Source organism: Pseudomonas sp. MT92 (assembly GCF_058792515.1).
The window spans coordinates 1-21,317 of sequence record NZ_JBXAFA010000014.1 but is presented as its reverse complement, the minus strand read 5'-3'; the positions used below and the strand labels follow the sequence as shown (position 1 = coordinate 21,317).

At 52.3% G+C, this 21,317-nt stretch carries 21 protein-coding genes and 1 pseudogene; 15 read left to right on the top strand and 7 right to left on the bottom strand.

Going from position 1 to position 21,317, the window contains the following annotated elements; translation table 11 throughout:
- Positions 1-9 precede the first annotated feature (9 nt).
- The 3 genes and pseudogenes from AC1Q6D_RS24045 to AC1Q6D_RS24035 all read left to right on the top strand — a co-directional run bounded on the left by AC1Q6D_RS24045 (position 10) and on the right by AC1Q6D_RS24035 (position 1,640).
- A complete protein-coding gene (locus AC1Q6D_RS24045) occupies positions 10-138 on the top strand; it encodes a hypothetical protein (protein WP_256556348.1) in 129 nt (42 codons plus the stop codon).
- A 165-nt stretch (positions 139-303) separates the two neighbouring features.
- Positions 304-526 (top strand): annotated as a pseudogene (locus AC1Q6D_RS24040) (DUF4113 domain-containing protein); the annotation flags it as partial.
- Positions 527-662: 136 nt separating this feature from the next.
- Entirely contained in the window at positions 663-1,640 is a 978-nt protein-coding gene (locus tag AC1Q6D_RS24035; RefSeq protein ID WP_256590190.1) for a DinB/UmuC family translesion DNA polymerase, read from the top strand.
- A gap of 79 nt (positions 1,641-1,719) precedes the next feature.
- Here the strand turns inward: AC1Q6D_RS24035 and AC1Q6D_RS24030 are convergent, their stop codons facing one another.
- Entirely contained in the window at positions 1,720-2,043 is a 324-nt protein-coding gene (locus tag AC1Q6D_RS24030; RefSeq protein ID WP_103403831.1) for a hypothetical protein, read from the bottom strand.
- A 61-nt stretch (positions 2,044-2,104) separates the two neighbouring features.
- Complete coding sequence (gene mobI, locus AC1Q6D_RS24025) at positions 2,105-2,572, bottom strand: conjugative transfer protein MobI(A/C) (protein WP_050682272.1); 468 nt, start codon at positions 2,570-2,572, stop codon at positions 2,105-2,107.
- A gap of 587 nt (positions 2,573-3,159) precedes the next feature.
- Between mobI and AC1Q6D_RS24020 the strand changes: the two genes are divergently transcribed.
- A complete protein-coding gene (locus AC1Q6D_RS24020; protein ID WP_103403832.1) occupies positions 3,160-4,170 on the top strand; it encodes a ParM/StbA family protein in 1,011 nt (336 codons plus the stop codon).
- Positions 4,171-4,180: 10 nt separating this feature from the next.
- Positions 4,181-4,702 (top strand): hypothetical protein, encoded by a 522-nt coding sequence (locus AC1Q6D_RS24015; protein ID WP_103403833.1) that lies wholly within the window; start codon positions 4,181-4,183, stop codon positions 4,700-4,702.
- A 34-nt stretch (positions 4,703-4,736) separates the two neighbouring features.
- Here AC1Q6D_RS24015 and AC1Q6D_RS24010 read toward each other — a convergent pair whose 3' ends face one another.
- The gene (locus tag AC1Q6D_RS24010; RefSeq protein ID WP_050682275.1) at positions 4,737-5,432 is read right to left on the bottom strand and encodes a LexA family transcriptional regulator; all 696 of its coding nucleotides are present in this window, start codon (positions 5,430-5,432) and stop codon (positions 4,737-4,739) included.
- A 447-nt stretch (positions 5,433-5,879) separates the two neighbouring features.
- On the opposite strand from AC1Q6D_RS24010, the gene AC1Q6D_RS24005 reads away from it, so the two are divergent.
- The 8 genes from AC1Q6D_RS24005 (at position 5,880) to trfA (ending at position 14,693) form a co-directional block, all read left to right on the top strand.
- Positions 5,880-6,437 carry a transglycosylase SLT domain-containing protein gene (locus AC1Q6D_RS24005; protein WP_050682412.1) on the top strand — a complete coding sequence of 186 codons (558 nt, stop codon included), beginning with the start codon at positions 5,880-5,882 and terminating at the stop codon, positions 6,435-6,437.
- Between the two features lie 2 nt (positions 6,438-6,439).
- Positions 6,440-6,949 (top strand): hypothetical protein, encoded by a 510-nt coding sequence (locus AC1Q6D_RS24000; protein ID WP_050682276.1) that lies wholly within the window; start codon positions 6,440-6,442, stop codon positions 6,947-6,949.
- Positions 6,942-7,373: a hypothetical protein gene (locus tag AC1Q6D_RS23995; RefSeq protein ID WP_146041479.1), complete on the top strand. Its 432-nt coding sequence runs from the start codon at positions 6,942-6,944 to the stop codon at positions 7,371-7,373. The genes AC1Q6D_RS24000 and AC1Q6D_RS23995 overlap by 8 nt, the downstream gene beginning before the upstream one ends.
- Before the next feature lies 1 nt (position 7,374).
- The gene (locus AC1Q6D_RS23990; RefSeq protein WP_103403835.1) at positions 7,375-8,148 is read left to right on the top strand and encodes a FlhC family transcriptional regulator; all 774 of its coding nucleotides are present in this window, start codon (positions 7,375-7,377) and stop codon (positions 8,146-8,148) included.
- 1 nt (position 8,149) lies between these two features.
- Positions 8,150-9,586: a 3'-5' exonuclease gene (locus tag AC1Q6D_RS23985; protein WP_050682279.1), complete on the top strand. Its 1,437-nt coding sequence runs from the start codon at positions 8,150-8,152 to the stop codon at positions 9,584-9,586.
- A 2,202-nt stretch (positions 9,587-11,788) separates the two neighbouring features.
- Positions 11,789-12,595, top strand: a complete 807-nt coding sequence (locus AC1Q6D_RS23980; protein WP_050682280.1) for a ParA family protein — start codon at positions 11,789-11,791, stop codon at positions 12,593-12,595.
- Complete coding sequence (locus tag AC1Q6D_RS23975; RefSeq protein WP_103403836.1) at positions 12,595-13,566, top strand: ParB/RepB/Spo0J family partition protein; 972 nt, start codon at positions 12,595-12,597, stop codon at positions 13,564-13,566. The genes AC1Q6D_RS23980 and AC1Q6D_RS23975 overlap by 1 nt, the downstream gene beginning before the upstream one ends.
- Positions 13,567-13,577: 11 nt before the next feature.
- The gene (trfA, locus tag AC1Q6D_RS23970) at positions 13,578-14,693 is read left to right on the top strand and encodes a plasmid replication initiator TrfA (protein ID WP_050682282.1); all 1,116 of its coding nucleotides are present in this window, start codon (positions 13,578-13,580) and stop codon (positions 14,691-14,693) included.
- A gap of 910 nt (positions 14,694-15,603) precedes the next feature.
- Here trfA and AC1Q6D_RS23965 read toward each other — a convergent pair.
- Together AC1Q6D_RS23965 and AC1Q6D_RS23960 are read right to left on the bottom strand one after the other, a co-directional pair.
- Complete coding sequence (locus AC1Q6D_RS23965) at positions 15,604-16,089, bottom strand: hypothetical protein (protein ID WP_050682283.1); 486 nt, start codon at positions 16,087-16,089, stop codon at positions 15,604-15,606.
- Positions 16,082-17,008, bottom strand: a complete 927-nt coding sequence (locus tag AC1Q6D_RS23960) for a coiled-coil domain-containing protein (protein WP_103403837.1) — start codon at positions 17,006-17,008, stop codon at positions 16,082-16,084. Before AC1Q6D_RS23960 ends, AC1Q6D_RS23965 begins: the two co-directional genes overlap by 8 nt.
- Before the next feature lie 1,093 nt (positions 17,009-18,101).
- Here AC1Q6D_RS23960 and AC1Q6D_RS23955 point away from each other — a divergent pair.
- The gene (locus AC1Q6D_RS23955; protein ID WP_256590191.1) at positions 18,102-19,079 is read left to right on the top strand and encodes a DNA replication terminus site-binding protein; all 978 of its coding nucleotides are present in this window, start codon (positions 18,102-18,104) and stop codon (positions 19,077-19,079) included.
- Between the two features lie 59 nt (positions 19,080-19,138).
- Complete coding sequence (locus AC1Q6D_RS23950; RefSeq protein ID WP_103403838.1) at positions 19,139-19,891, top strand: hypothetical protein; 753 nt, start codon at positions 19,139-19,141, stop codon at positions 19,889-19,891.
- Positions 19,892-19,968: 77 nt separating this feature from the next.
- Here AC1Q6D_RS23950 and AC1Q6D_RS23945 read toward each other — a convergent pair whose 3' ends face one another.
- Both AC1Q6D_RS23945 and AC1Q6D_RS23940 read right to left on the bottom strand, forming a co-directional pair.
- On the bottom strand, positions 19,969-21,084 hold the full coding sequence (locus tag AC1Q6D_RS23945) for a hypothetical protein (RefSeq protein WP_103403839.1): 1,116 nt from the start codon (positions 21,082-21,084) through the stop codon (positions 19,969-19,971).
- Positions 21,053-21,317 (bottom strand): Tn3 family transposase (locus AC1Q6D_RS23940; protein WP_132445019.1); only part of this gene is annotated, 265 nt, incomplete at its 5' end. The genes AC1Q6D_RS23940 and AC1Q6D_RS23945, both read right to left, overlap by 32 nt.

The following is a 21,317-nucleotide window of genomic DNA, read 5'->3' as shown; positions in this document are numbered from 1 at the left end:
AGTCTTCCCATGAAAACCCCAACTACTCTGATTCGTTCGATGCTTCTGATCTGCTTCCTAGGCCTGATGACGGCATGCGGCGGTGGCGAGAAAGGCGCAACCTCCGAGAGCGCCGAGCACGGCCATTCGCACGAGTAACACCCTGAAAAAAACAAGGCCGTGATTGCGGCCTTGTTTTTGTTTAGTGAATCGCCCTCAAATTCGCTGTCTCCACCGTCAGCTTGGGGTCGATTGCTGCCCGTAATTTACAGCTGCTACGGGGTAAGGATGTCCAGCTAGCGCCTCCAGCACATTGCTCATGCTTTCACCGGCGACCTATTCGCGCCATCACAGCCAGAGGCAAGCGGGCCAGTGATGAATGTTTTGGATGAGATAAATGCCAAGTGGGGGGAGAGGTACATTGCGGACTGCCAGCGTCCCTGTATCACCTGAATGGGGTATGAGGAGAGAGCTTAAGAGCCCCAGTTATACAACCAGATTGGATGAGCTTTGGACTATTGGAGCTGGCTCATCTTGGTCACGCTAGCTTTCGTCGCCACAAAAATCGCGTATTTGCCATGGACACCACGTGATCCATTTCTGTGAAAAATGCGTGTGGTCTATGGACATCGGACACCTGATCTAAACCCTGACAAACATTCATTCAAACCGATGTCCATGGGTTGACATCTTTCCTTTACATCGACGAATGTTTTATTCATGCCCACGGCATGTCAGACCATCAGCTACACCAGTTGGCAATTCAGGCGAGGGAACGGGTGCTCGCGTGGACCGGTCTGGGTACCGGCGCCGGGATTGGCCCTACGCCGACCCTGGCAAAGCTTGGCTCCTACGGGGCTAAGCGGGTGTTGAAGACCGGCCTGTGCAACCTGATGTCTCCGATTGACCGCGAGCAGTTACTTGCGTTGACGCCCGTCGGCGAGGTTTGGGGGATTGGGCCTTCTTTGACCGCCCGGTTGGCCACCATGGGGGTAACCACCGCCGCTCAGTTTGCGAGTCTGCCACGACACGTTATTGAGCGTGAGTTCCCGGTGACAGTCCTTCGTACGCAACTGGAGTTGAATGGCATATGCGCGGTTGATCTGCAGGGCAACGATGGCCCCCGCGAGATGATCAACGTGAGTAGATCCTTCGGATCGCGGATAGAGACGCTGGATGCTTTGACTGCTGCCTTGGTGGAGTTCGCCTCAATGGCAGCCGGCAGGCTCCGAAAACAAGGGTCTGCTGCCTCAGCTATCCGGGTGTATGCGCGCACCAGCCCTTTTGAAACCAAGTCAGCACCGTACGCCAAGACGGTAACTGTCCCATTTGCACAGCCTGCGTCTGACGCCCGAGTGTTCGCCAAAGCTGTCTCACAGGCTGCGCGCAGTATATTCAAGCCAGGTATTCGATTTTCCAAGGCGGGAGTTTTGCTGATGGGTTTGCAGCCCGCATCAGCAATGAGCCAACACGACCTGTTCGGTTACGACAACACGTCGCAAGATCGGTTGATGTCCACTCTTGACGAGATCAACTCCCGATTTGGTCGTGGCACCGTAAAGCTTGCACGAACAATCGAATTGGCCGGACCGCGGACCAGGCCGGAAAGCCTAAGCCCTGCATACTCTTGTCGATTAGCAGATCTGAAAGTCGTTTTCTGATCCCAGTTCTGCACCGTCAGGTCCGGCCTCACTGTTAGCAGCGCTGCTGCTATCCCTGTCCATTTTCTTCGCCTCTGATTCAGCGTTCCTTCCCGCAAGAACTATGGACCAGTTGCAAATGCTGGCGGTCCAACCGCAGCTTCTTATCACTACCCTCCCACGCGCGCTGAATATCCCTGGAAATCTGGACCTGCGCCGGCATCATCGGAAAGAAGCCGTTCTCCAAGCAGTCGAGCGCTGACGCTTGGCCTGACTCCTTCAGAAATTCGTAGGGGCGCTGCAGAAACTCAGAGAGGGTCACATCGATCAGGCTGGCAAGTCTTGCCTTGCAGTAGATGTCGGCCCAAAGGTCCAGCTCTACCTTATCAATGGTGATCAAGGTCTCGTGAGGCGTATTGCTCATGGTCAATCCTGCTCGTTAATTGGATATCCCGACTCTATACCCTCTCGCCAATGTGCAACCCTCACTCAATCGGAGGATTAGCATTCACCCGACGCTGTAGCTCCAATAGCGTCTTCCGGGCCTTCATGTTCGACACGAGACTTTCTCGGATGATTGCGAATTTGGGCTCATAGGTGTGAAACAGTTGCTGCAACCAGTAGTCCGCTTTCTTCACAACCGCGTCCTCCCTGTAGCTGTGTCCCTTCCCTTTTGGAATCGCCGTCGTTCTCTGTTTTTTCTTACCGCCAGGCAAGTCGACAAAGCTCACTCGCTTCCAAATGATCGACACAGACTCCTGCTTATTCACCTTCACCTGCACCGTCCGGTAGAGGATTTTCCCCTCTCGTTTTGCGTCCGCAAAGAATGCGTCCCTAAGCTCGATTGCCTGATCCCTCAACATGAAGTGAATAGTGTCGAGCTCGCGAATCATCTCGAGGTACTTGGCGCTCAGCTTGCCGCGCACTGAAGGGTGCTCTATCGGATCAATCATTACCCTACCCTTATAATAGGAATACAGAAATCTAGATTTCCCCTAGAAAAGCGAACTGTTCCGAAGGGGCAAAAATTCATGGCCCAATTGCCAATTTCGGCAAAACTCTACACGAATGCGAAATTCCCTTATAGGGGGAATCTAGCCCTACTTTTGGGCTGAAAGTTATGGAAGGAATGTAGTGCGACAAAAACCCTTATAGGGGGAATCTACCTTCCTAGATTACTTTTCTTGTCATATGTACTCGGATTGATGGCTGCATTTCCCCTATAAGGGAATTTATCGAGAATTGAGCTCTATATCGCTGCGGAGTCGCTCGGAAGCGCAAAACACCATTTTCGCGCCCTTTGCCGGGACTGAAAATTGGGTCGAATTGGGGGGTTGCATATTGGAAATCGATGGCAGGATTTGAGCGTGAAGTGCGTTTGTCGTCCGATTGTGCTGCGAAGAAAGTTCGAGCAAAGGGACGGCACCACTGAAGACAGAATCTCCATTCCGCCAGCTGGTTTCGATTGTCGATCGATTGTCGACCGAATGAAAACAGCTTCGGACCAATAGAAAACCCAAGCGAGAGCTTAAGGAGCAACATGGCCAGCAAAAACAAACCCACCGGCGACTTCGTTGTAGGTCTGGACATCGGATATTCGAACGTGAAGATGGCGTACGGTCATGCCGATCAGGATCAACCTGGCCTGATGGTTCGACCTGCCCAAGCGGCACCTGTGACCAGCCTCAATGGCAACATTGACCTGAAGGATGGAGAGCACTACGTCTATTTTAACAACGAACAGTGGGTCGGCTTCGTGAACCCGGGCCGCTCGGGAGTTAAACGTGAACTCCACGCCGACTATCCATCGACCGATACCTATCGCGCCCTCTTCAATGCGTCGATCAGCGAAGTGTGCGCAGACGGCCGCTCTGTAATTGACCACCTGATCACCGGCCTGCCCGTGAAGCAAGCTCGTAATGTGGAGCTGGTCGAGCGGTTAACCGCACAACTGACAGGTACCCACCAGGTATCCCCCAAACGCGAGATCACCGTGAAGAAGGTCACGGTGCTCCCTCAACCTGTCGGCACCCTGAACTACATCTACGCAACCCATCCAAACCCAGAGATCCTTGAGGAGTCAGTCCTTCTCGTGCTCGACCCTGGGTTCTTCTCTGTTGACTGGGTTGTCTTTCGCCGGGGTGACATTGTCCGCGATTCATCGGACTCCTCCATGGAGGCCATGAGTGCCCTTCTGGATGCAATCAATGTAGAAATCGCCAAGGATTTTGGGGGCAATGGACCTGGCCGCGACAAGATTGAAATCGCGATGCAGAACGGTCGCAACCACGTCTTTCTGTTTGGTGACGAAGTCGATCTGGGCCCATTCATCGAGCAGGCGTCCAACATCGTGGCACCCAAAGCCCTCCTGAACATGAAGCAACAGATGCGCTTCCTAGACGGGGAAGCAGTCGATTTCGTGCTGCTTGGGGGTGGTGGAGGCAACTGCTACAAATCTGCAGCTCAACAGGTTTTCCCCCGCTCCAAGACGTTAACCTCGGACCGACCAGTAATCTCGAATGCCTTCGGGTATTGGCTGAACCACGGTTAAGGGAATGAACATGGGCAAGTTAGACGACGACGACACTCTGAAAATGCTGGTCAAGCTGACATCGGAGTCAAAACTTCTCTATAAGGATCTAGAGAGCACGCCCAAAATGCGTCGAGCCAGGCGTCTTCTCTACCTTGCTCAGCTCGGCCTGATGACAGAGAAAACGCTTGAGGGGGAACAATCCACAGGCGTAAGGATGCCAATGCCGGCCCCCATGCCTGGCAATGAGGTGAAGGCAGCTAATGCGCAGGATGAGGTACCTAAGGATGCAGTACACAGCGGGGTGTTAGTGGGAGATGCGGTTACAGCGGTTACAGCGGTTACAGCTGTTACGCCTTCTCCCCTGCCGATCGAAAAGCCCACGAAGGACCAATTGAATGGCAACCGGCAGCAGCCAAATCAGCCAACTGCGGTTGGACGAGCCCAGGTCGATGAGGTCGTATCGGCAGTTGTGAGTCCGGGCCCTGAAACTAGCCCACCGGCCCAACTGCTGAACCGAAATAGGCCTGCTTTCAAATCGTCACTCGCCTGAAAATACAAAGCCCGCTCATCAGCGGGCTTTTATTTTAAAGTGCACTCAACGACATTCTACAAACGACCTTGGCAATTACCCGTGTATCTGCGTTTTTAGGAAAACCTGTTTCAGGGTCAATTGGAACTGTGGTACCCAGGATATTGGGATTTGTCGACGTCAAGGCAAAACCAGTGATAACTGGCGACACTTGGCGGAGGACTACGGAATCTCGGATAGAAATCAGATAAACACCCTCGTGAAGTGTTTTCTGGGAAATATCGACAAGAATGATGTCATTTCGGGAAACGACAGATTTTAAAGCATCAGTATTCACTAGTACTGCCCTGGTGCTTTCCGGCGTTAATCCGTACTCACTTAAAAGCCTGAGAGGCATCGGCAAGGTCCGAAGCACTGATTCGACGACTATCGCAGGGGGCTCCTTAACCAGGATGCCTAAGGTGAAAGCTAATTGTTCAGGACTTTGAACCATCAAAGAAACTGAGTCGTCAACTTTCGTGGTATCGGATCCAGTTGCTAGGTACTCAACTGTGGTTTCAAGGACACGGGCCAACTGGACAAGACGCTCACGTGTGCACGAGGTTCCCTTGTACAGCATATTCTTGACCGTAGACTCAGATTCTTCCAATAGCTGAGCCAACTTCGTTGCGGAAATTTCTCGAACCTTCATCAGCTCAGTCACGCGTGTGACAAAAGCTGGATGACTGGTCGCTTCAGCGGCGTACTGCATGTAGTGCGATCCTCGGCTCTTCCACCTTGGTTTCTGTTCAATTGCGACCATCGCGCTACCCTCGGCGAAACCTCACCCGGCAGCTTATAGGCGTTAATTTTGACGTCGTTTATACCGTGTCAATTTACACCCATTCATTGGTGTAAATCAAAACCTTGAAATGTGACCCTTTTAGAGTAGATAAATGAGCTAGCAGTGTAGATTTTAGTAATATCACTTTGAGGTCAAAATAGTGTCAATAACATTGCATTAAGCCACTTTTTGCCTGTTTCGAGAGAAATCCAGTCAAAATTGTGACAATGTGAATACCGCTCGTCAGATAAGCACAACAAATTTACACTGTAGAAGGGTCATATTGTGGTGAACCATCTTGAAACATCCTGAACCATGGGTAGAATGCGCCACGAACGAAAGGCCATTTATGCACTAGGACAGGGTCATATTTCGATGGATTCCACACTCAAACTCATACTGACGGCGGCAGTTGCCATAGCGCTGCAACCGCTCTCGTCAGCGGCATTCAGCCTTAAAGGGACAGTGTGGGAGGAAGAATCTAATCGAGCCTGCAAGGTCGACCCCAAACTTCTCTATGCGATCGCCCTCGTCGAGTCGAAAAACTACGATGGCCCTTTGGTCAAGCCGAACCCTTATGCGCTAAACATCGACAACAAGGCCTATCACCCCTCCACCAAGGCAAAGGCAGCCGATCAGCTCAATAAGGCCCTGACCAAAACGAAAACAATCGCAGTAGGTGCCATGCAGGTGAGCATGCGGTGGAACGGACATCGTGTTTCAAATGCCGCGGATTTGCTTGATCTCAATACGAACGTGCGTGTTGGCACGCAGATATTTTGCGAGTTCATCAAAGAAGGTAAAGGCGATTTAGCTCTTGCCCTAGGCCGGTACCACACGCCAAACCCAGATCTTGAGCAAGTGGCACGTGATTATGGGGTAAATGTTCTGCGCGTTTGGCGCCGACTCATTGTTCTTGAGCAGGAGGGGTGATCATGATGGATTCATTCGCGTTGAACCTTGCACTCCGAGTTGCTCAGGATTGGGCGACAAACAATGATCCAGCCTATGGTCGGTATTTCGATCTGGCTCCTGTAGATCGGCAATGGCTTGTCCAAGCCACGGAAAGCGATTTGGCCGAACTTGCATCGCTCCCATCCTCAATTCTACTGGTCAACATCGGTACGTTGAGTGAAGAAAACTTCACCGGATTTCAAACCCCCTCCCCTGCCGTCTCAACCATCAGCCAGCTCCTCGGCGCGATTGCAGATGATCTTCGCATCAGGGGGCGCGTAGCGATGATTGATTGGGGCATCACCTGCGCGGACAAGGCTAACTGGCTTGCAACAAGCAAAATGAAAGATCGAGTCCGGCTTGCTGCGCAGGGGCGAGTAACATTCGCCGCTCGAACCTCCTTTAGCAAAATCATCGTTGGCGCACCTGATAGCACCGTACGCATTGCCAACCTGATGCGGATACTCTCCGGAGGGCGTCGTGGTGAGTAATCAACGACAAGCCATACAGTTGCTCAAAGCTGGACTGAGTCCAATTCTGGTCAACATTCAAACCGGGCTTTCCGCAGAGCAAATCCTGTTACCAGCTGACGTTAAGGCAAAAGTGCGCAGCCTGGTCGCTTCGAACATTCCCTCGCTGAATGACATTTTGAGCGTCCCTAACAAAGCGTCTGATGCAGCAGCACTTCTGCTTCTCTACACCGCTTTGGCAGACCGTGCCGAGCTCCAGGTCGACATCAATAAGCTTGTTGCCGCGTATGAGGACTACCTCCGCGAATACCGGCTTGTTCAACGGACTGGACTCCCCTCCCCTCTTTCACTGGATGAGGCCTGGGTTCTCGCAAGAGAACTTCGCAGCTCAGACCAGATAACACTCTTAAACAAAATAATATCTAGCGTCGTAAAGGGGCATTGAAATGGACGAATCACTTGCCAGTGTCTTGGTTAAAGCCGGCTTCCGATCGGCGATCATCCGGCTGCATACCGGCCTGACCCGGAAACAGGTGACTAGCCTGCGGAAAAAATTGGGGGTCTGTGGCCCCTCCGAATCCGGCCCCCTGCCCAACGCAGAAAGCCTTCTGGTCAAACGCGCGGTTTCTCTGGAAGCGAGCCTATTCATGCTGGCGTATTTAATTACTGCCGAGAAACCACGTGAAGCGGTAGATATCTATGCGGTAATGGCTGCCCACACTCAGTACCTTGATAGCCACTCAGCGTTGCGCGGTGGAAATCTGGACCTTGAGAACATCCTGGAGCTCGATGACGCGTGGCTGATTGCACGTGATTACCGGAGCCAGGAGGTCACCATGCGATCCTGCAGCACTTGTCACATCGAGTTTGTAGCGAGCATCAATCATCGGCGTCATGCATGCCCACTGTGCGAGGGTGTCCAGGTACGTGACCCATTCCATTGTGACGTTGCAGACCGCGCTGTATCGGCCCGTAGCGTTGGTGACCTCATTGAGGTTTCGGTGAAGGTCAGTCAATGGGAGAACTGGGGGTACAAGTCCGAAGAAATCAGGGGGGAGTTTTCTCTTTCTGAGGGTGAGTTAGTCGCCTGTAGGAAACTGCTTTCTCTCTCGGATGATGAAATCCAACGTCTTTGCTTGAAATTTCAAACCGGCGATCGATTGGTTAAATACCTGATCAAGGCGACTGCAGCGCGTGGCCACGGCCTGCAGGCGGCTTAACATGCATGCGCCTACGGAAGAACAGGCGGCCTTTCGGAAAGCATCTGTAGCCTTATTGGAGGCACCTCGAGGAATAATTAAATCAACGGCCGGAGCGGGTTGCGGCAAGACCACAGCATTAAAGGGCGCAGTCCAGGACTGCAATCGAGCCGGCGCAAGCCGGCTTTTAGTTTTATCGTATACCAAGCAACTTGTATCGGAGGTGCAAGGTCTCTTTGGAAATCTCGCTGTCGTCAGAACCTTCAACAGCTTGGCTCTAGAGGCTGTCGGAGCCCGCTCAGAAGGACGTACCATTGGGCAGCTCTACCCTTCCCACGTCCTACAAGCATTTGATCTACATAAGAAAAAGTTACCGATAGATGCTCAAGCCTTTGCCAAGGTCATCATTGGCACAGTCAGTAAATTTTGCTCGAGCGCCGACTCAACATTATCAGCTGCACATGTTCCAGCCTGGGTACGAGAACCGGTAGTAGCCGATCTTGCCGTGCGCTACGCAACAGTACTATTCGACGCTTTGCGCGTAACGTCGAGAACCAGGCTACCCCTCCCGCACGATCTGTATGTCAAAGATTGGCACCTGCAAGGATGTCCGGGCCTTGCACATTTCGACCAATTGTTCCTCGATGAAGCTCAGGACGCATCAGATGTCATGCTCTCCTGCCTGGCGTTCGCCAAGCGTGCCTCCTACGTTGGGGATGCCGGACAACAGATCTTTGCTTTTCGCGGCTCCCAGGACGCTATGTTGAAGGTTCCAGGCCGTGAGTTCCCTCTAACCTTATCCTTTCGGTTTGGCCCTCAAATTGCCGACTTGGCGAACCGTATACTGGAGTGCAAATCGACCCCTCCCCCTATCAAGCTCCGTGGGCTCGCTGGGAAATCCTCAAGGGTTGGGCCTATAGCTGCTAGCGATGAGCACACACGCATCTTTCGCACAAATACAGCGCTGATACGAGATGCAATAACGCTAAGGGATCTCGGCGAGTCATTTTCAATCGTCGGCGATACCGGAGATATTCGTGACAAAACTGAATCCGTTTTTGCATTGATGAGAAACTCGCCCAGAGAAGCAAAACACCCAGCGCTCTCCTCCTTTAAGACCCACGACGAACTCGCTGAATGGGCTTCAGACCATCGAGATTCAGAAACAGCTCAGATCTACTTTCTCGCACGAGATTACGAGCTACGGGAGGATGATCTCGTGCGTGTTTTGGCTGGCCGAGGGCAATCGAATAAAGGACGAATTACGCTCACAAACTGTCATAAGGCCAAAGGCAGGGAATTTGCGAATGTGATTGTCCGAGATGACTTCGACCATAGCCTGGCTATCGCTAAGCGCCGGGGGGATGCACAGTTAGATGAAGAGCTGAACCTGCTGTATGTCGCCGCTACCAGGGCAAAGCAAGCAGTTGAGCTTCAGGTCTCGGAATTCAGAGTCTGAGGCAGCCCTCCCCTCCCCTCCCTCTTAGGCCCGCTACTTGCGGGCTTTTTTATGACAGCGATCAGCGGATACCAAGCCTAAGGCGATAGTCCGTCGATCGTCGACCTATTGTCGACCGTTGAACTTTCAAAAATGTAGGTCAATAGACGTTCAAACCCAGCTTTCCGAATGTCGACCTTTTGTCGCCCTATCGTGGATCTATTGTGCGCCTAAATAAGTGAGTGAGTCTGAGATGAAAACCTACGTTCGAAGAATCCACAAACGCCTGCACACTTGCGTCACCAAACCTGTACCTTTATACAGTGCATCAAACTCGCTATTCGGCCGTTGCAGATTGCCCTACATGGAAGCGCCTTGTGCCGAGTATCGCCCACTCAATGAATGAGTCAGTCAGGGTCTAATCTCCCTTGAGGAATCAACTACCCCCCTATTCAACTCAGATGCACTCAGAGCCGCGATAATCGTTCCATTCCCACAGTGGGAATGAGCACCGTCACGAAACAGCGCAGTCCACCAACGCTGCGCACACGTCACTCACAAGACGCCAGGCGACACATTCCAACAGTCGCAATTGCCACCATCCTGGTAGTGGAAGGAACGAGAGACAGCGATGCGAAACCTCATATAGGACTACGTACTGTTCCATTCCCAAGGTGGGAATGAGCATGCTGTGACCCGCCCCCCTCAATCCGGGATCCGCGTGAAGCTTTCTCAACCGTGGCAAACGCCGCCGTCTACGAACCGGCCAGCCCACGTGCCACGATCTGGTACCAACGGCCGGCGACGAGGCGTATCACTCCTACCGTGGGAATGTTCACTATCGCGAAGTCCGAAAACGCATGAGCCCAATAACGAAAAGGGCGCTTGTCCGCAGCATTCCCACGGTGGGAATAATCAAACTATGGGACATGCTCCAATTTACAAACCGGGTTCCGCGGGTGAGGTACCCCAACCCAGGTATTTACCGCCGTCTATTAACCAGCCCACAAGGCACCATCTGGTACCAAAGGCCGGCGTCGAGACGTTTCGCTCCTACCGTGGGGATTGTGCACCATCGCGAAGTCCCACAACGGATGAACCCAATTTATAGATCGTGAAAGGGCGCTTGGTCATGGCATTCCCACGGTGGGAATGACCAAGGTACGGAACACGCGTCAATCTACAAACCGGGGTCAGCGGAGTAAACCATCCCAACAAACAAATGCCGCCGTCTATGAACAGGCCAGCCCACTAGACGCCGATCTGCTACCAGCGTCGAACCGTTTCATTCCCACCGTGGGAATAAGCACCATCGCGGAGTCGCCCAATGCACGAACCAATTTAGAAGATCTCAGAAGGGCGCTTAGCCATACCATTCCTACAGTGGGAAATGAGCGTGCTGGGAGCTGCCGGCGCAAACCGAGCAACGCGGGGCGATACAGCCGTGGCAACTGCCACCGAGTAAGAAACCGCCAGTAGAAGGGGAACGATCGTGGAACTGCGCACAGGGTATTGGACAAAACCATTCCCACGGTGGGAATGATGGACGCACCGAAGCAAGTCAACGCATGTATCAAGCTTTCAAAGTCGATGAAAGGTCGCTTGTCTATACCATTCCCACGGTGGGAATGAGCGGGGGTGTAGGGACTGACCAATCAAGGACCCCGTCACCGGGCCGATCGATTCCCACCGTGGGAATAAGCGCCATACGGTGTAGCCCAGCGCACGATGGCGAGGACATAATCCCATGAAAGCGCGCAGGTCCTTTACATTCTTACGTTAGGAGAGATCAATGCACGGCACCGTCCGTCGCACGAATCAGCGAATACGATCAAAACGAATGCGTTTAACCGATCAATCCTCCAGCGAGAGAGGCATCAGGAAGGGGCGATTTAGCCCAGGGTATAAAACCGGGAATACCAAGGGAGCCTCGGTGAATCAAGGCCTTGAGCTGCGCCATTACCATTCCCACCGTGGGAATGAACGAGGAATTCTCGCAAACCAAGACCAGCTATATCGCTTAGGTTAGACAAAGAAGCGGGGGAGGGGAGGGCGAATGAATGGGAAAGGTGGTCTAAGATCATGTCACCGCAGACCATCTTTAAAAACGATACGGCAAAATAAATAGCGTTTTCCAAGAATTTTGGCGACGTAATGTTGCATAATGCTTTTCACGATGTATGAACAGGTAGTAAACCTGGGATCTTTCATTAGGAGTAGAAAATGGCAGAACGTGTCGTTAATACAAAGATCATTGCCATTGCTAACCACAAAGGCGGTGTAACCAAGACAACCACGTCGATAAACCTTGCGGACCATCTCGCCCAGCTCAACGGTTCCAATAACGTCGTACTCATCGACATGGATCCGCAAGCCAACGCATCGAAGCATATTGGTCCAGAGCATCCAGCAAAGGTCACACACAATCTCGCTGAACTGTTATTGAACCCATCTGCCAGCCTTAACGCGTTTATCTTTGAAACCACACAAATTGAAGGCGTGAGTCTGATTTATGGTTCTCTTAGCCTCGAAACTGTTCCTGACATTATTAAACAGGAAGACCCTCGACCCAACGAAGTTCTAAAGGCACGAATTGCCCCATTGATGGGTGTGGCCGACTACATCATTTTGGACTGCCCACCTAATCTTGGGCTTCTGACTATGAATGCACTCGCTGCCGCAACGCACTACATCATTCCTGTAGAGTCGGGCGCAGCGTATGGTCTTTACGGACTCGCTGACCTCCAGGAAAGAATCAATAGAATTAAGAAAATCAATCCAGATCTAAGCTTTCTTGGTGCACTGTTGGTTAAGCACGATTCGCGACTGACGCTATGTCAGGAGAATGAACGAGATGCGATTGAGATGTTCGGAACTGTTGTCCCAGTAAAGATTTCTCAAACAAGTAAAGTGAATCAGTCGATCGCGATAAGCAGAAGTTTACGAATGCTTGATCGCAACAACAAAGTTACGAAGCAATATGGGGAACTTGCTGTCTATGTTGCCGAAACAACAGGGGGCTCTAGATAATGAGCGCACAAAGCGAAACCACAAGTAAAGCCAACCGGAAGACAGGAAAGGCGGCAGACGACAAAGTTGCTAAACCGAGCCGTCCAGGGCTTTCCGCGCTACTTGCAGGATCCCTGACTCAAACCTTCGCGAACCACAAACAGATTATTGAAGATACCGGTGTTTCTGATACGGAATACTGGTCTGCGCGCCCCATAGACATATCGATAGTTGACCCCAACCCCTATCAGCCGCGGAAAGACTTCGAGGGTATTGATGAGCTGGTCAGACTGATAGATGAGCAAGGCTTATTGGTACCAATCGAAGTTCGAGCGAAGGGCAACCGTTATGAACTCGTATCTGGAGAGCGTAGGGTAAGAGCTCATAAGATTTTGGGTAAGACCCGGATCTTGGCCCACGTGGTCAATATCACTGACCAAGAAAGTTCGGCTAGAGCGCTCGTAGAAAACTTTGGTCGCAAGGACTTAAGTGACTACGAAAAATCACGAGCAATAATCCGGCACAAAAAGGAGTTTGGAAGCGTCAGTTCCACGCACCAGGAATTTGGACTGACACAAACCACGTACTATCGGATGATGGCATTCGAAAGTCTTCCGGTAGCGGTGAATACTCTTCTGGATAAAAAGCCCGCACTGATCACGGCTGCAAGTGCAGAGAAAACTGTAAAGTTTATTAAGGAGAAAGTGGAGTCCGGAACCTCACAAGAGGCTTTGGAAAAGGCCCTTATCTCCATCATACAGGCAGCACTTAGCACCGGTACGCCGATAAAGAATCTTGCTCGGTCACTGGAGAAGAAATTTCCGCAAGCCACGCAAACGGCGGCAGGTATCGAGCTTAAAAGCGGTGAGGTTAAGCTCGGGCATGCGAAGAAAAGCAAAAATTTCTACGAGTTGAAACTGGTTCGCTCGCAGTTCTCAGACGAGCAGCTTGAAAAACTTGAAGAGTTTCTGAAAAGCCTTAAATCGGCATAGGGGGTCCGAGTGTGAACGACACCAAATCGGAAAAGCCCAGAAATGGTGATCTCTTCGCCACTCAGGGCGGTGCAGAGGGGGAGGGGGGTACACCTCAATCTAAGCCAGGTCATGGCATTAAAGCAGCAAGAGAGCGGGCTGAAGCAGCTCAGAACGCCGCACTCCTCAGAGATGATCCGCTAAGCGCACAAGAGCAGGGGACGGGTGACACGACCAACGAATCAGGTAAAGCCGCACAAACTCAGGCCGAAACCCAAAAGCCAGCAGCGGCCCCTGCCACGCGACGAGGCGATGGCCTAAAGGCCGCACAACAACGAGCCAAGGAAGCCAAGGAGAACGCGGAAAAGCGATTGGGCAAATGGGCAGAGGAACTTCGAGAAGCTCCAAATGAAGCGCTTCGATGCGCACTGTTCACTGCTCGGAATCGCAACGTACAACGTGATCAACTGAAATCAGTTGAAATTTCCAGCTACGGCAATTCCCGTGTGATCTATACGGGGGAGGAGCTACGCCAGGACGACTTGGACGTTTGGCTGCAAGTGCTTCATCTGGCACGGCTTCAGGAACTTGGGACGCCTATTCGTTTCAGCCCAGCTCAGATGAAAAAGGACCTTCAGTGGCCATACGGGGTAAAACACACCGTCCGGCTCATGACGATCCTGACCAGATTGAAAACAACTGGGGTTCAGTTTCACTCGGAACGTCTTGGCCGCGGTGTAGTTCTCTCGCTTGTCAGAAAGTTTGAATACAGTGATGACTTTGACGTCGCCGGCAAACGCGCTGATGACGAATGGATCGTAGAGCTGGAACCTGAGATCGCCACCTTGTTTGGTGGAGGCTTTTATAGCACCAGGATTGAATGGGAGCAGCGAATGGCATTGCCCGGAAACCTAGCCAAATGGCTGCATGGTTTCTATGCCTCGCACAGTGAGCCATATGCACTGAACGTTGATACCCTGATAAAGCACGCCGGATCGCGCGTCTCAACACAAGGCAAAGCGAGGCAAATGGTCAAAGAAGCCTTGAACGAACTCGTCGCCGTAGGCTTCTTAAAAGAGGCTAGTTGTGACAGATCAGGCAAGGTGACTGTCGTGAGAAACAAGGCAAATACCAAGACCCCCGCTTAGGGGGTTTTTTGTGCCTGTAGATTGAGCTGTAACGTTCTCCCTGAGAGCAGATGTAGGAGGGAAGGGAAACGTAATAATGCCGTCACAGGACCGCTGATCACCTAACCAAAAGGGGCTGGCCACGATTAAGCAGCGTCGACAAAGAATGCCGGCACTGCGGTTGATATTGGATCAATCCGCACACACAGGGCAGATTTCCACGGAAGAAAACAGCCAAAACCTTAAATCCTACTGAACCGGCTAATGCTGACTTAGGGGTAAAGAGGGCCTGAGCAGCACCTGATTAAGAGGTAGATAAAGAAAAATAGAGCGGGGCAGAAACTCACCAAGGAGTAAAAAACGGAGAAAAGGGTCAAAACACCGCTCAGAACGTCTTTACGGAAAATGAATGAAATGCTCCGCAAGCCCTTGAAATAGGCCCTGGTGGCGCTTTAGAAACCCTTCAATCGGGACAGATTGGCCACTCTGGACGGGAAGGAAGGCTTAGCATGGTGAACTTTTTTACCCCTAAATCAGGTGCCGTCATATGTCGGATCGAAGTCACCATCAACGTTGCACCACAGGTGCAAATATCTTTATATATCAACGACTTACGAAGGTGTGAAGAAGCAGACAAAAAAGATACCCCATAGTCAGGCAGAATTACTCCATAGTCAGATAATCGCAAAAACTCGAATAATCCTTATATTTCAGATACTTATGAGCGTTATTTAAAGCTGAATAAAGGGTAAATGGCAGGATTACCTCATAGTGAGGTACGTTTACCTCATCGTGAGGTAGCTTTACCTCATAGTCAGGTAAAAAAACCTCATGGTGAGGTATTAGGTATTAAGCGAAAAGCCATACAGATCAAGGGCTTCAGGCCCATTTCTCAGACCCTTAACCGCTTCTAACAGGTTTCTAACCGCTCTTAACCAGGATCAGAACCTTTTGCTTTGTAATGATAAAAGCGGGCAGCAGTAGCGCGAAGCATTGAGAGGCAGGTACCGGGGTCAAGTCCGACCTGGGTGGAGAGCACCCGCATTGTCAAACAGCCCAATTCGAAGACCTTGTCTGGGGTAATTGGCACCAAGACCGATCGGCGAGGCGCCTGCATCTTCAACAGAAGAACCCCTTTGTCGAGCTGGTTCTGCAAAGTCATAGATTTGGATCTGCTTTTACCATGGTTCGAAGCTTCGAACGTAGGTACCAAACCCATTACCGCGCAGAGGAACAAGGTGGTTTCTCTGGGTGTGACCTGAAAAATCAGCTTGTTGCCCCAATCGAATTCGGCGCCGGCTTTATTGGCGCCGTCGATACTCAGGACAGTCTCACCCCCTGCATTTGTAGCCATCTCAAATTTGAGAGCACAGGACGTAGCGTAAACGTTGAAACCTTGGTAGGTAACCTCATTCATGGGAACCACCGGGACCTGTTGTGGAGAGCAGTCCCCCAACTCGATCATTCAGTTGAGCCAGTTGCCCCTTGTACGCATTGGCCTCAGCCTCACTTTGGCTAACCCTAGTAGCCGCGGTACCTACTTCAAGCCGTAACCTGGTTATTAACTCGACATCGACATCGCGATCGCGTTGAAGCTGCAGCATCTGTCCGTTAACCGTGGCTTCACGCTCCCTCGACGCCTGAGCATCCCGTCGCGCATCGAGCAACGCCGCGTCCTGTTGCTTCGATTTCTCCACTAAGCCGGCTACACGTTCCTCCAACCTCAGAACTTCATCCTGAGTGCGACCCAACACCTTTTTCTCATCTTCAAGCGACTCATGAAGAGAGGAGGCCTGCTCTTGGGCCTCTTGAAGCTGGCTGTTCAACACATCAAGGGCAGAAGAATCTTTCCGAGCCTGATCCTCCATTCTCGCTAGGGCAGTGCGCATCTGGTCAGCGTTGTCCCGTTCAACAACAAGTTGATTTTCAAGATCCTGGTTTGTCTGCTCGAGACGATCAATCAACAAATCTGCATCAAGCAAAGCATTGCGCTGTTGTTCAACCGAGGCTTTCAAGGAATCAATTTCCTCTAGAGCGGCGGACTGAGCCGCTTCGTTCAGCACAACTGCCAATTCCTGCAGCAGCTGGTTGACCGATGCTTCTTGGCGTTTCACGTAGCTGGAAATCAATGATTGTGCGCGGACTGGAATGCTTATGGACCCAGCAGCAGACGAGCCGTTCAGCTCTACGTGTTCTGTCCAGATCCTGATGAGCCGATCGGCCCGGCCACTACCAATAGCGTTACGTAACGAATAGCCATTCACCGCGCGACCATCCGCGAGAATGGAATTGCCAGCGTCGACGATGTCTTGAGTTGAGATCGGGGATTCGCGCACAGCGAGACACCTTGCAAGGAATGTTAAGTTGATTGTAACTAGTAACAAACAAACAAACAAACAAACAAACAATCATTGCGACCTCATTCTTTCGTACCCCACACCCGATGCTGTTGATATGGGCGACCGAAGAAGCGCCGCACCTCCAGCTTTCGCCAGGCTGGTCCGAGCACTGATCGCCTGAGCGAGAACGGTGGCCACAATCCACCAGGATCGATCAGCGCCTTGAACGAACGGCGGCCGAGTATTACGACCAACCAGGTTGTCTGTAGCAACGGATCGATCTCGAATAAGTGGCAGGGAAGAGGTAGGGGTTTGGGGAGCAATGGAACCGAAAACCAACGTAAGCACGAATTAGAGTTCGCTTTACTCGTATGTGACTGTTGATTGGAGAACTCTGATTGTCGAAACGAGTTTATCGAACCGCTTTTCGGATGTTTACGGTCCTTCCTGATGTTCGTTAAAGCGGTTTCATAAAACGGTGGTTTTATCGTACTCCCCAGACAGAGCGCTGGTTTGCGGGCAGGTACTGGGCTTAAGTGCGTTTACTGTTCCATTGCTCCCCGAACCCCAGGTAGAGGAGGGATCTGGAAATAGCAGAAGGGAAGCCACTGTCTACGCCCAAGTTCGGCGTTGGTAATGGCCGGCGGCAACGTCACCACGAATTCTGGAATACGCAGCCCGCGGCCCGGCCGAGAGCGACTCCATAAGCGGACTCGACTCTTCAAAACTCGAAAACAATCGGTCGACAGTAAGGCGACAAACAAGCGACTTTATACCACCCCTGCATATGGTTGGCGGGCCACTCCGCGACCTTCCTGACCCTACACCTAAACGCGAAGCTCGCTGCGTACCTCCCAGGAGCTCCGCTGAGCCTTGAAACCTCAAAAGCAGGGTGCAGGGCGCGACCCCTATCCTGATCGGCCCGCGCGTAGCGCGATGGAAGGTAAGAGGAAGGTAAAGGGAAGGGAGATGAAGGTGAGGGTAAGTCGGCGGTGAGGTAGTGGGGAGGGACGCGGTAGAAGGGTTTGGCTTGCAAATGGAGGAAGACGTGCAGGGGTGGTATAATGTGGCTTCTTGTATAGGGGGTCCTATGTACGAACGAATTCAGTCTGCCTACCAATCACTGACCGCTGCCATCGAGGCATTCAACCGAACGTGGCCAACACTGGTGGTCGACGGCGTGGTGTATGTACTGCCGTTGCTGAACGAGCAGAAAACGCCCGACATCTTGCTGGTGGAGAGGGTTACTGGTCCTGATGCCATCAAGATGGCCATCGATGCGATCGGGACTTTCGAACGCGACATAGGACAGGCCCCGGGCACAGTCATGCGCTTGCCTGGCTATTTCACGGTGGCCACCTCGGTGCTCGATCAGGTACTTGCGATCAACGCTTGCAAACAGAACCTGGTCGACGCCATTGAGATGGTGCGCGTTGAGCAGAACCTGACGCCGGAGATGCGGCCGCGAATTATGCGGCGTGCCCTGGGGGCGAGCTTCAATACCAACCAGCTGAAGCGATCCGTACACGCATTCGACGGAGCCCCACGGCAAATTACGTTCACGTGGGCTGGTCACTCACCCGGCAACGAGCGAGTGACCGTCAGCAAGATCCGCGCTCAGCTCGAGGCCAAGGCAGAAATCCGCGCCGGCGCCGAGGACATTCCGATGGAGCAAACCCCGGAGTTTTTCGACCTCAACTCTATTGTTCATCTTTCGGACGCCGACATCCTTATCAAACACAAAATGGTCGCTCCCCACCCACGCTGCATGCTGTGGTTTTCCGAAAGCAGCCGATGGGACGCAATGATCAAAGCCAATCTTCCGGTGTTTGTGCTGGCTAGCGAACGAGCACCAACGATCAAGCCGCTGAAGTCATTCGACCGCAACGCAAGGCGTGCCAAGCGACACGACGAAAAGGCGCGTCAGGAGGTTCTGCAGGGGCGAGACATGTACTTACCTACCGCCAAGGGCAAGCCTGTCCAGGAGAAGGACATTGATCGCCAGAGTCCGGAGGAGGAGGTCGCATCCACCTATCGCTTGGCCGGGCAGACTTACTCAAGCCAGTGACAGGGGTTGCATCTACAGCAGGTGCGGTAGGATGTATTCAGTCGAAAGGAGAATTCGCAATGAAGATGATCATTGAGTCAGAAGTCAAACGTGCTGAAGCACTGGTTGAGCGCTACATGGGCCTGCCACCAGAAACGATCGATCTGTTCAGCTTCAACGTGGATGCATTGCGCAAGGCTCCTGCCGACTTTGGACGCGCTATCAGCGCATTGCGCCAGGTAGCTGGCATAAGCAGCCCTTCGCAAGCTGATGCAGCCTACGCCGTGAACGTGGTTGATCTGATTGCAGAACTGGCGCAACGGCCACAACTGCCTGCACCCATCCAGAAATTGTGGGCGGTGGAGGAGGGCATTCGTACTGCTGGTGGACTGTGGACGCTCAAGCACCTGGTGACGATCGCACTGGCGTTCGCCGGCGTGCTGGTAGGTAGCACTAAAGTCATGACCTTAGGCTACGAGATGTTTGCCTATGTCGCCTTGGTCTTGATCGTTGCCTCGGGGGCATTGCACCTGACACACAGCAGCAATGCCGGCACGAGAGTTCCTGTCTACACGATTGGTGCTCTGGTAGCCTTCTGTGTGCTGAACTCTCTGTTCGCACCTAATGTCGGGTTTCTTGTTCTGCTTGCAGGTGCAATCGCCTTCATGGCTGGGTCGTTTCTAAGTCTGTTCGATAGCAAAAACGGTCCTACCGGTAGCGAGTTGTATCCCGAGGAATACCAACCAGTGGAAGGATTACGCGCAGAAGAATTCAACTACTACAAGGTGACGACTGGCAACGATATGAGCGAACCAATTGACAGATTGTCTTGACCAAAAAAAACCGGCTTTAAAAGCCGGTTTTTTTTCGTAACGAGGGTTCAATTTACTGCCGCGGAACTGTGGACATGTCAGCGACCGACATTATCTCGCTGATTCAGCGTCAAAATGTCTGCAAGGTGCCCACCAGATCCATTGTCGTGTAGCCCTGCCTCAACCAGTTGCTTATACATTCCATCGGACAAGTCCTTATCCATATGATTGGCAGCAGCGTAACTGTCCCAACGTTCCCTTGAATTATCAGTTAGGCCACCAACTCTTGCTGTTGCAAATACATCTGCCTGGGCCTCATTCAGACCCAGTTGTTCACCTTCGTGCATGTACTCCTCACGTGTTGCGCGGGTGCCCAAAGCCGCTCCGACACCATTGGAGGCCGCAGCGAGTATGCCAAACGAGGACTCACCTCGATCGTTGAGTTCGGTCGCCGAACCGCGGATACGATCAGCAGCCCTATCCGCTGCAGGATCCAATGCCTTCTTCGCGTAAACCTCAGAGTCGTTTTGCGCAATCCCATCATTGTGAGCATGTTTAGCTGCGATATTTTGGTGAGCATCCGCAACGGCAGCTGTCTTCTCCGTATTAAACCGAGAGTCAAATGCCCCTGTGTCAACCATGTGGCCTGCGTTGCTTGTCTCCGCCTCTAGATTGCCAACCGCCGGTGAACGCAAATTCGCATTCTTGTCATAGTCGACGGTGGCTCCAGTCAAAGCCTCGAAATCATGGTGTTTGGCCAGGGTGTACAACGCTGCAGCTGTATTCGCACGGTTGGGATCCAGCATTGTTTGACTGAACATCTGCTGGTTCTCCTGAAACTCTTGGCCGTACTTGTTCATGGCGTCACCGACAACGGCCCGATCCCGGCCTTCGTTGATGACCTTGCCCGTCAACGAATCAAGCTTCATGTCCTCAGAGTACCCATAGGTATTCGCCAATCCGCTAACCTTCTGATAGGCCATCTGATCGTTGATGGTTTTCTGGGCCGATTGTGAAAGGCTATCCTGGTCAGCTTTCGAAAGGCTCGAGCGGTCAGCGCTCTGGAAGTTCTTGGCCAGCGTAGTGCCGTCGGTTTTTTGAAGTGCGCTTTTGACAGTCTCTCCAAGGCCAGATGATTTGACCGCAGACAGGGGTTGTACGCCGGAATCCCAGAAATTTCCGTCAGCCCAGCTCCAGTCCCGCCACGAGCGCATCCAGGTCGATGAACTTGCCGTCAGTCTGGAAGGTGTAATGCCCGTTCAGCAGGATGTGCCGCCAGGCCGCTGGCGACATCTGCGTGATCAACGCCAGCGCCTTGGCATTGCCAGCTGCCTCGTACTTCGTCAGCAGCAGGGACAGGATCGCCGAGTTGTAGAAGATGATCGCGTTGCCGATCAGCCTGGCGCACTGGTTGCTGATCTCGATTTCGATGTCGGTGCGGCCGGTC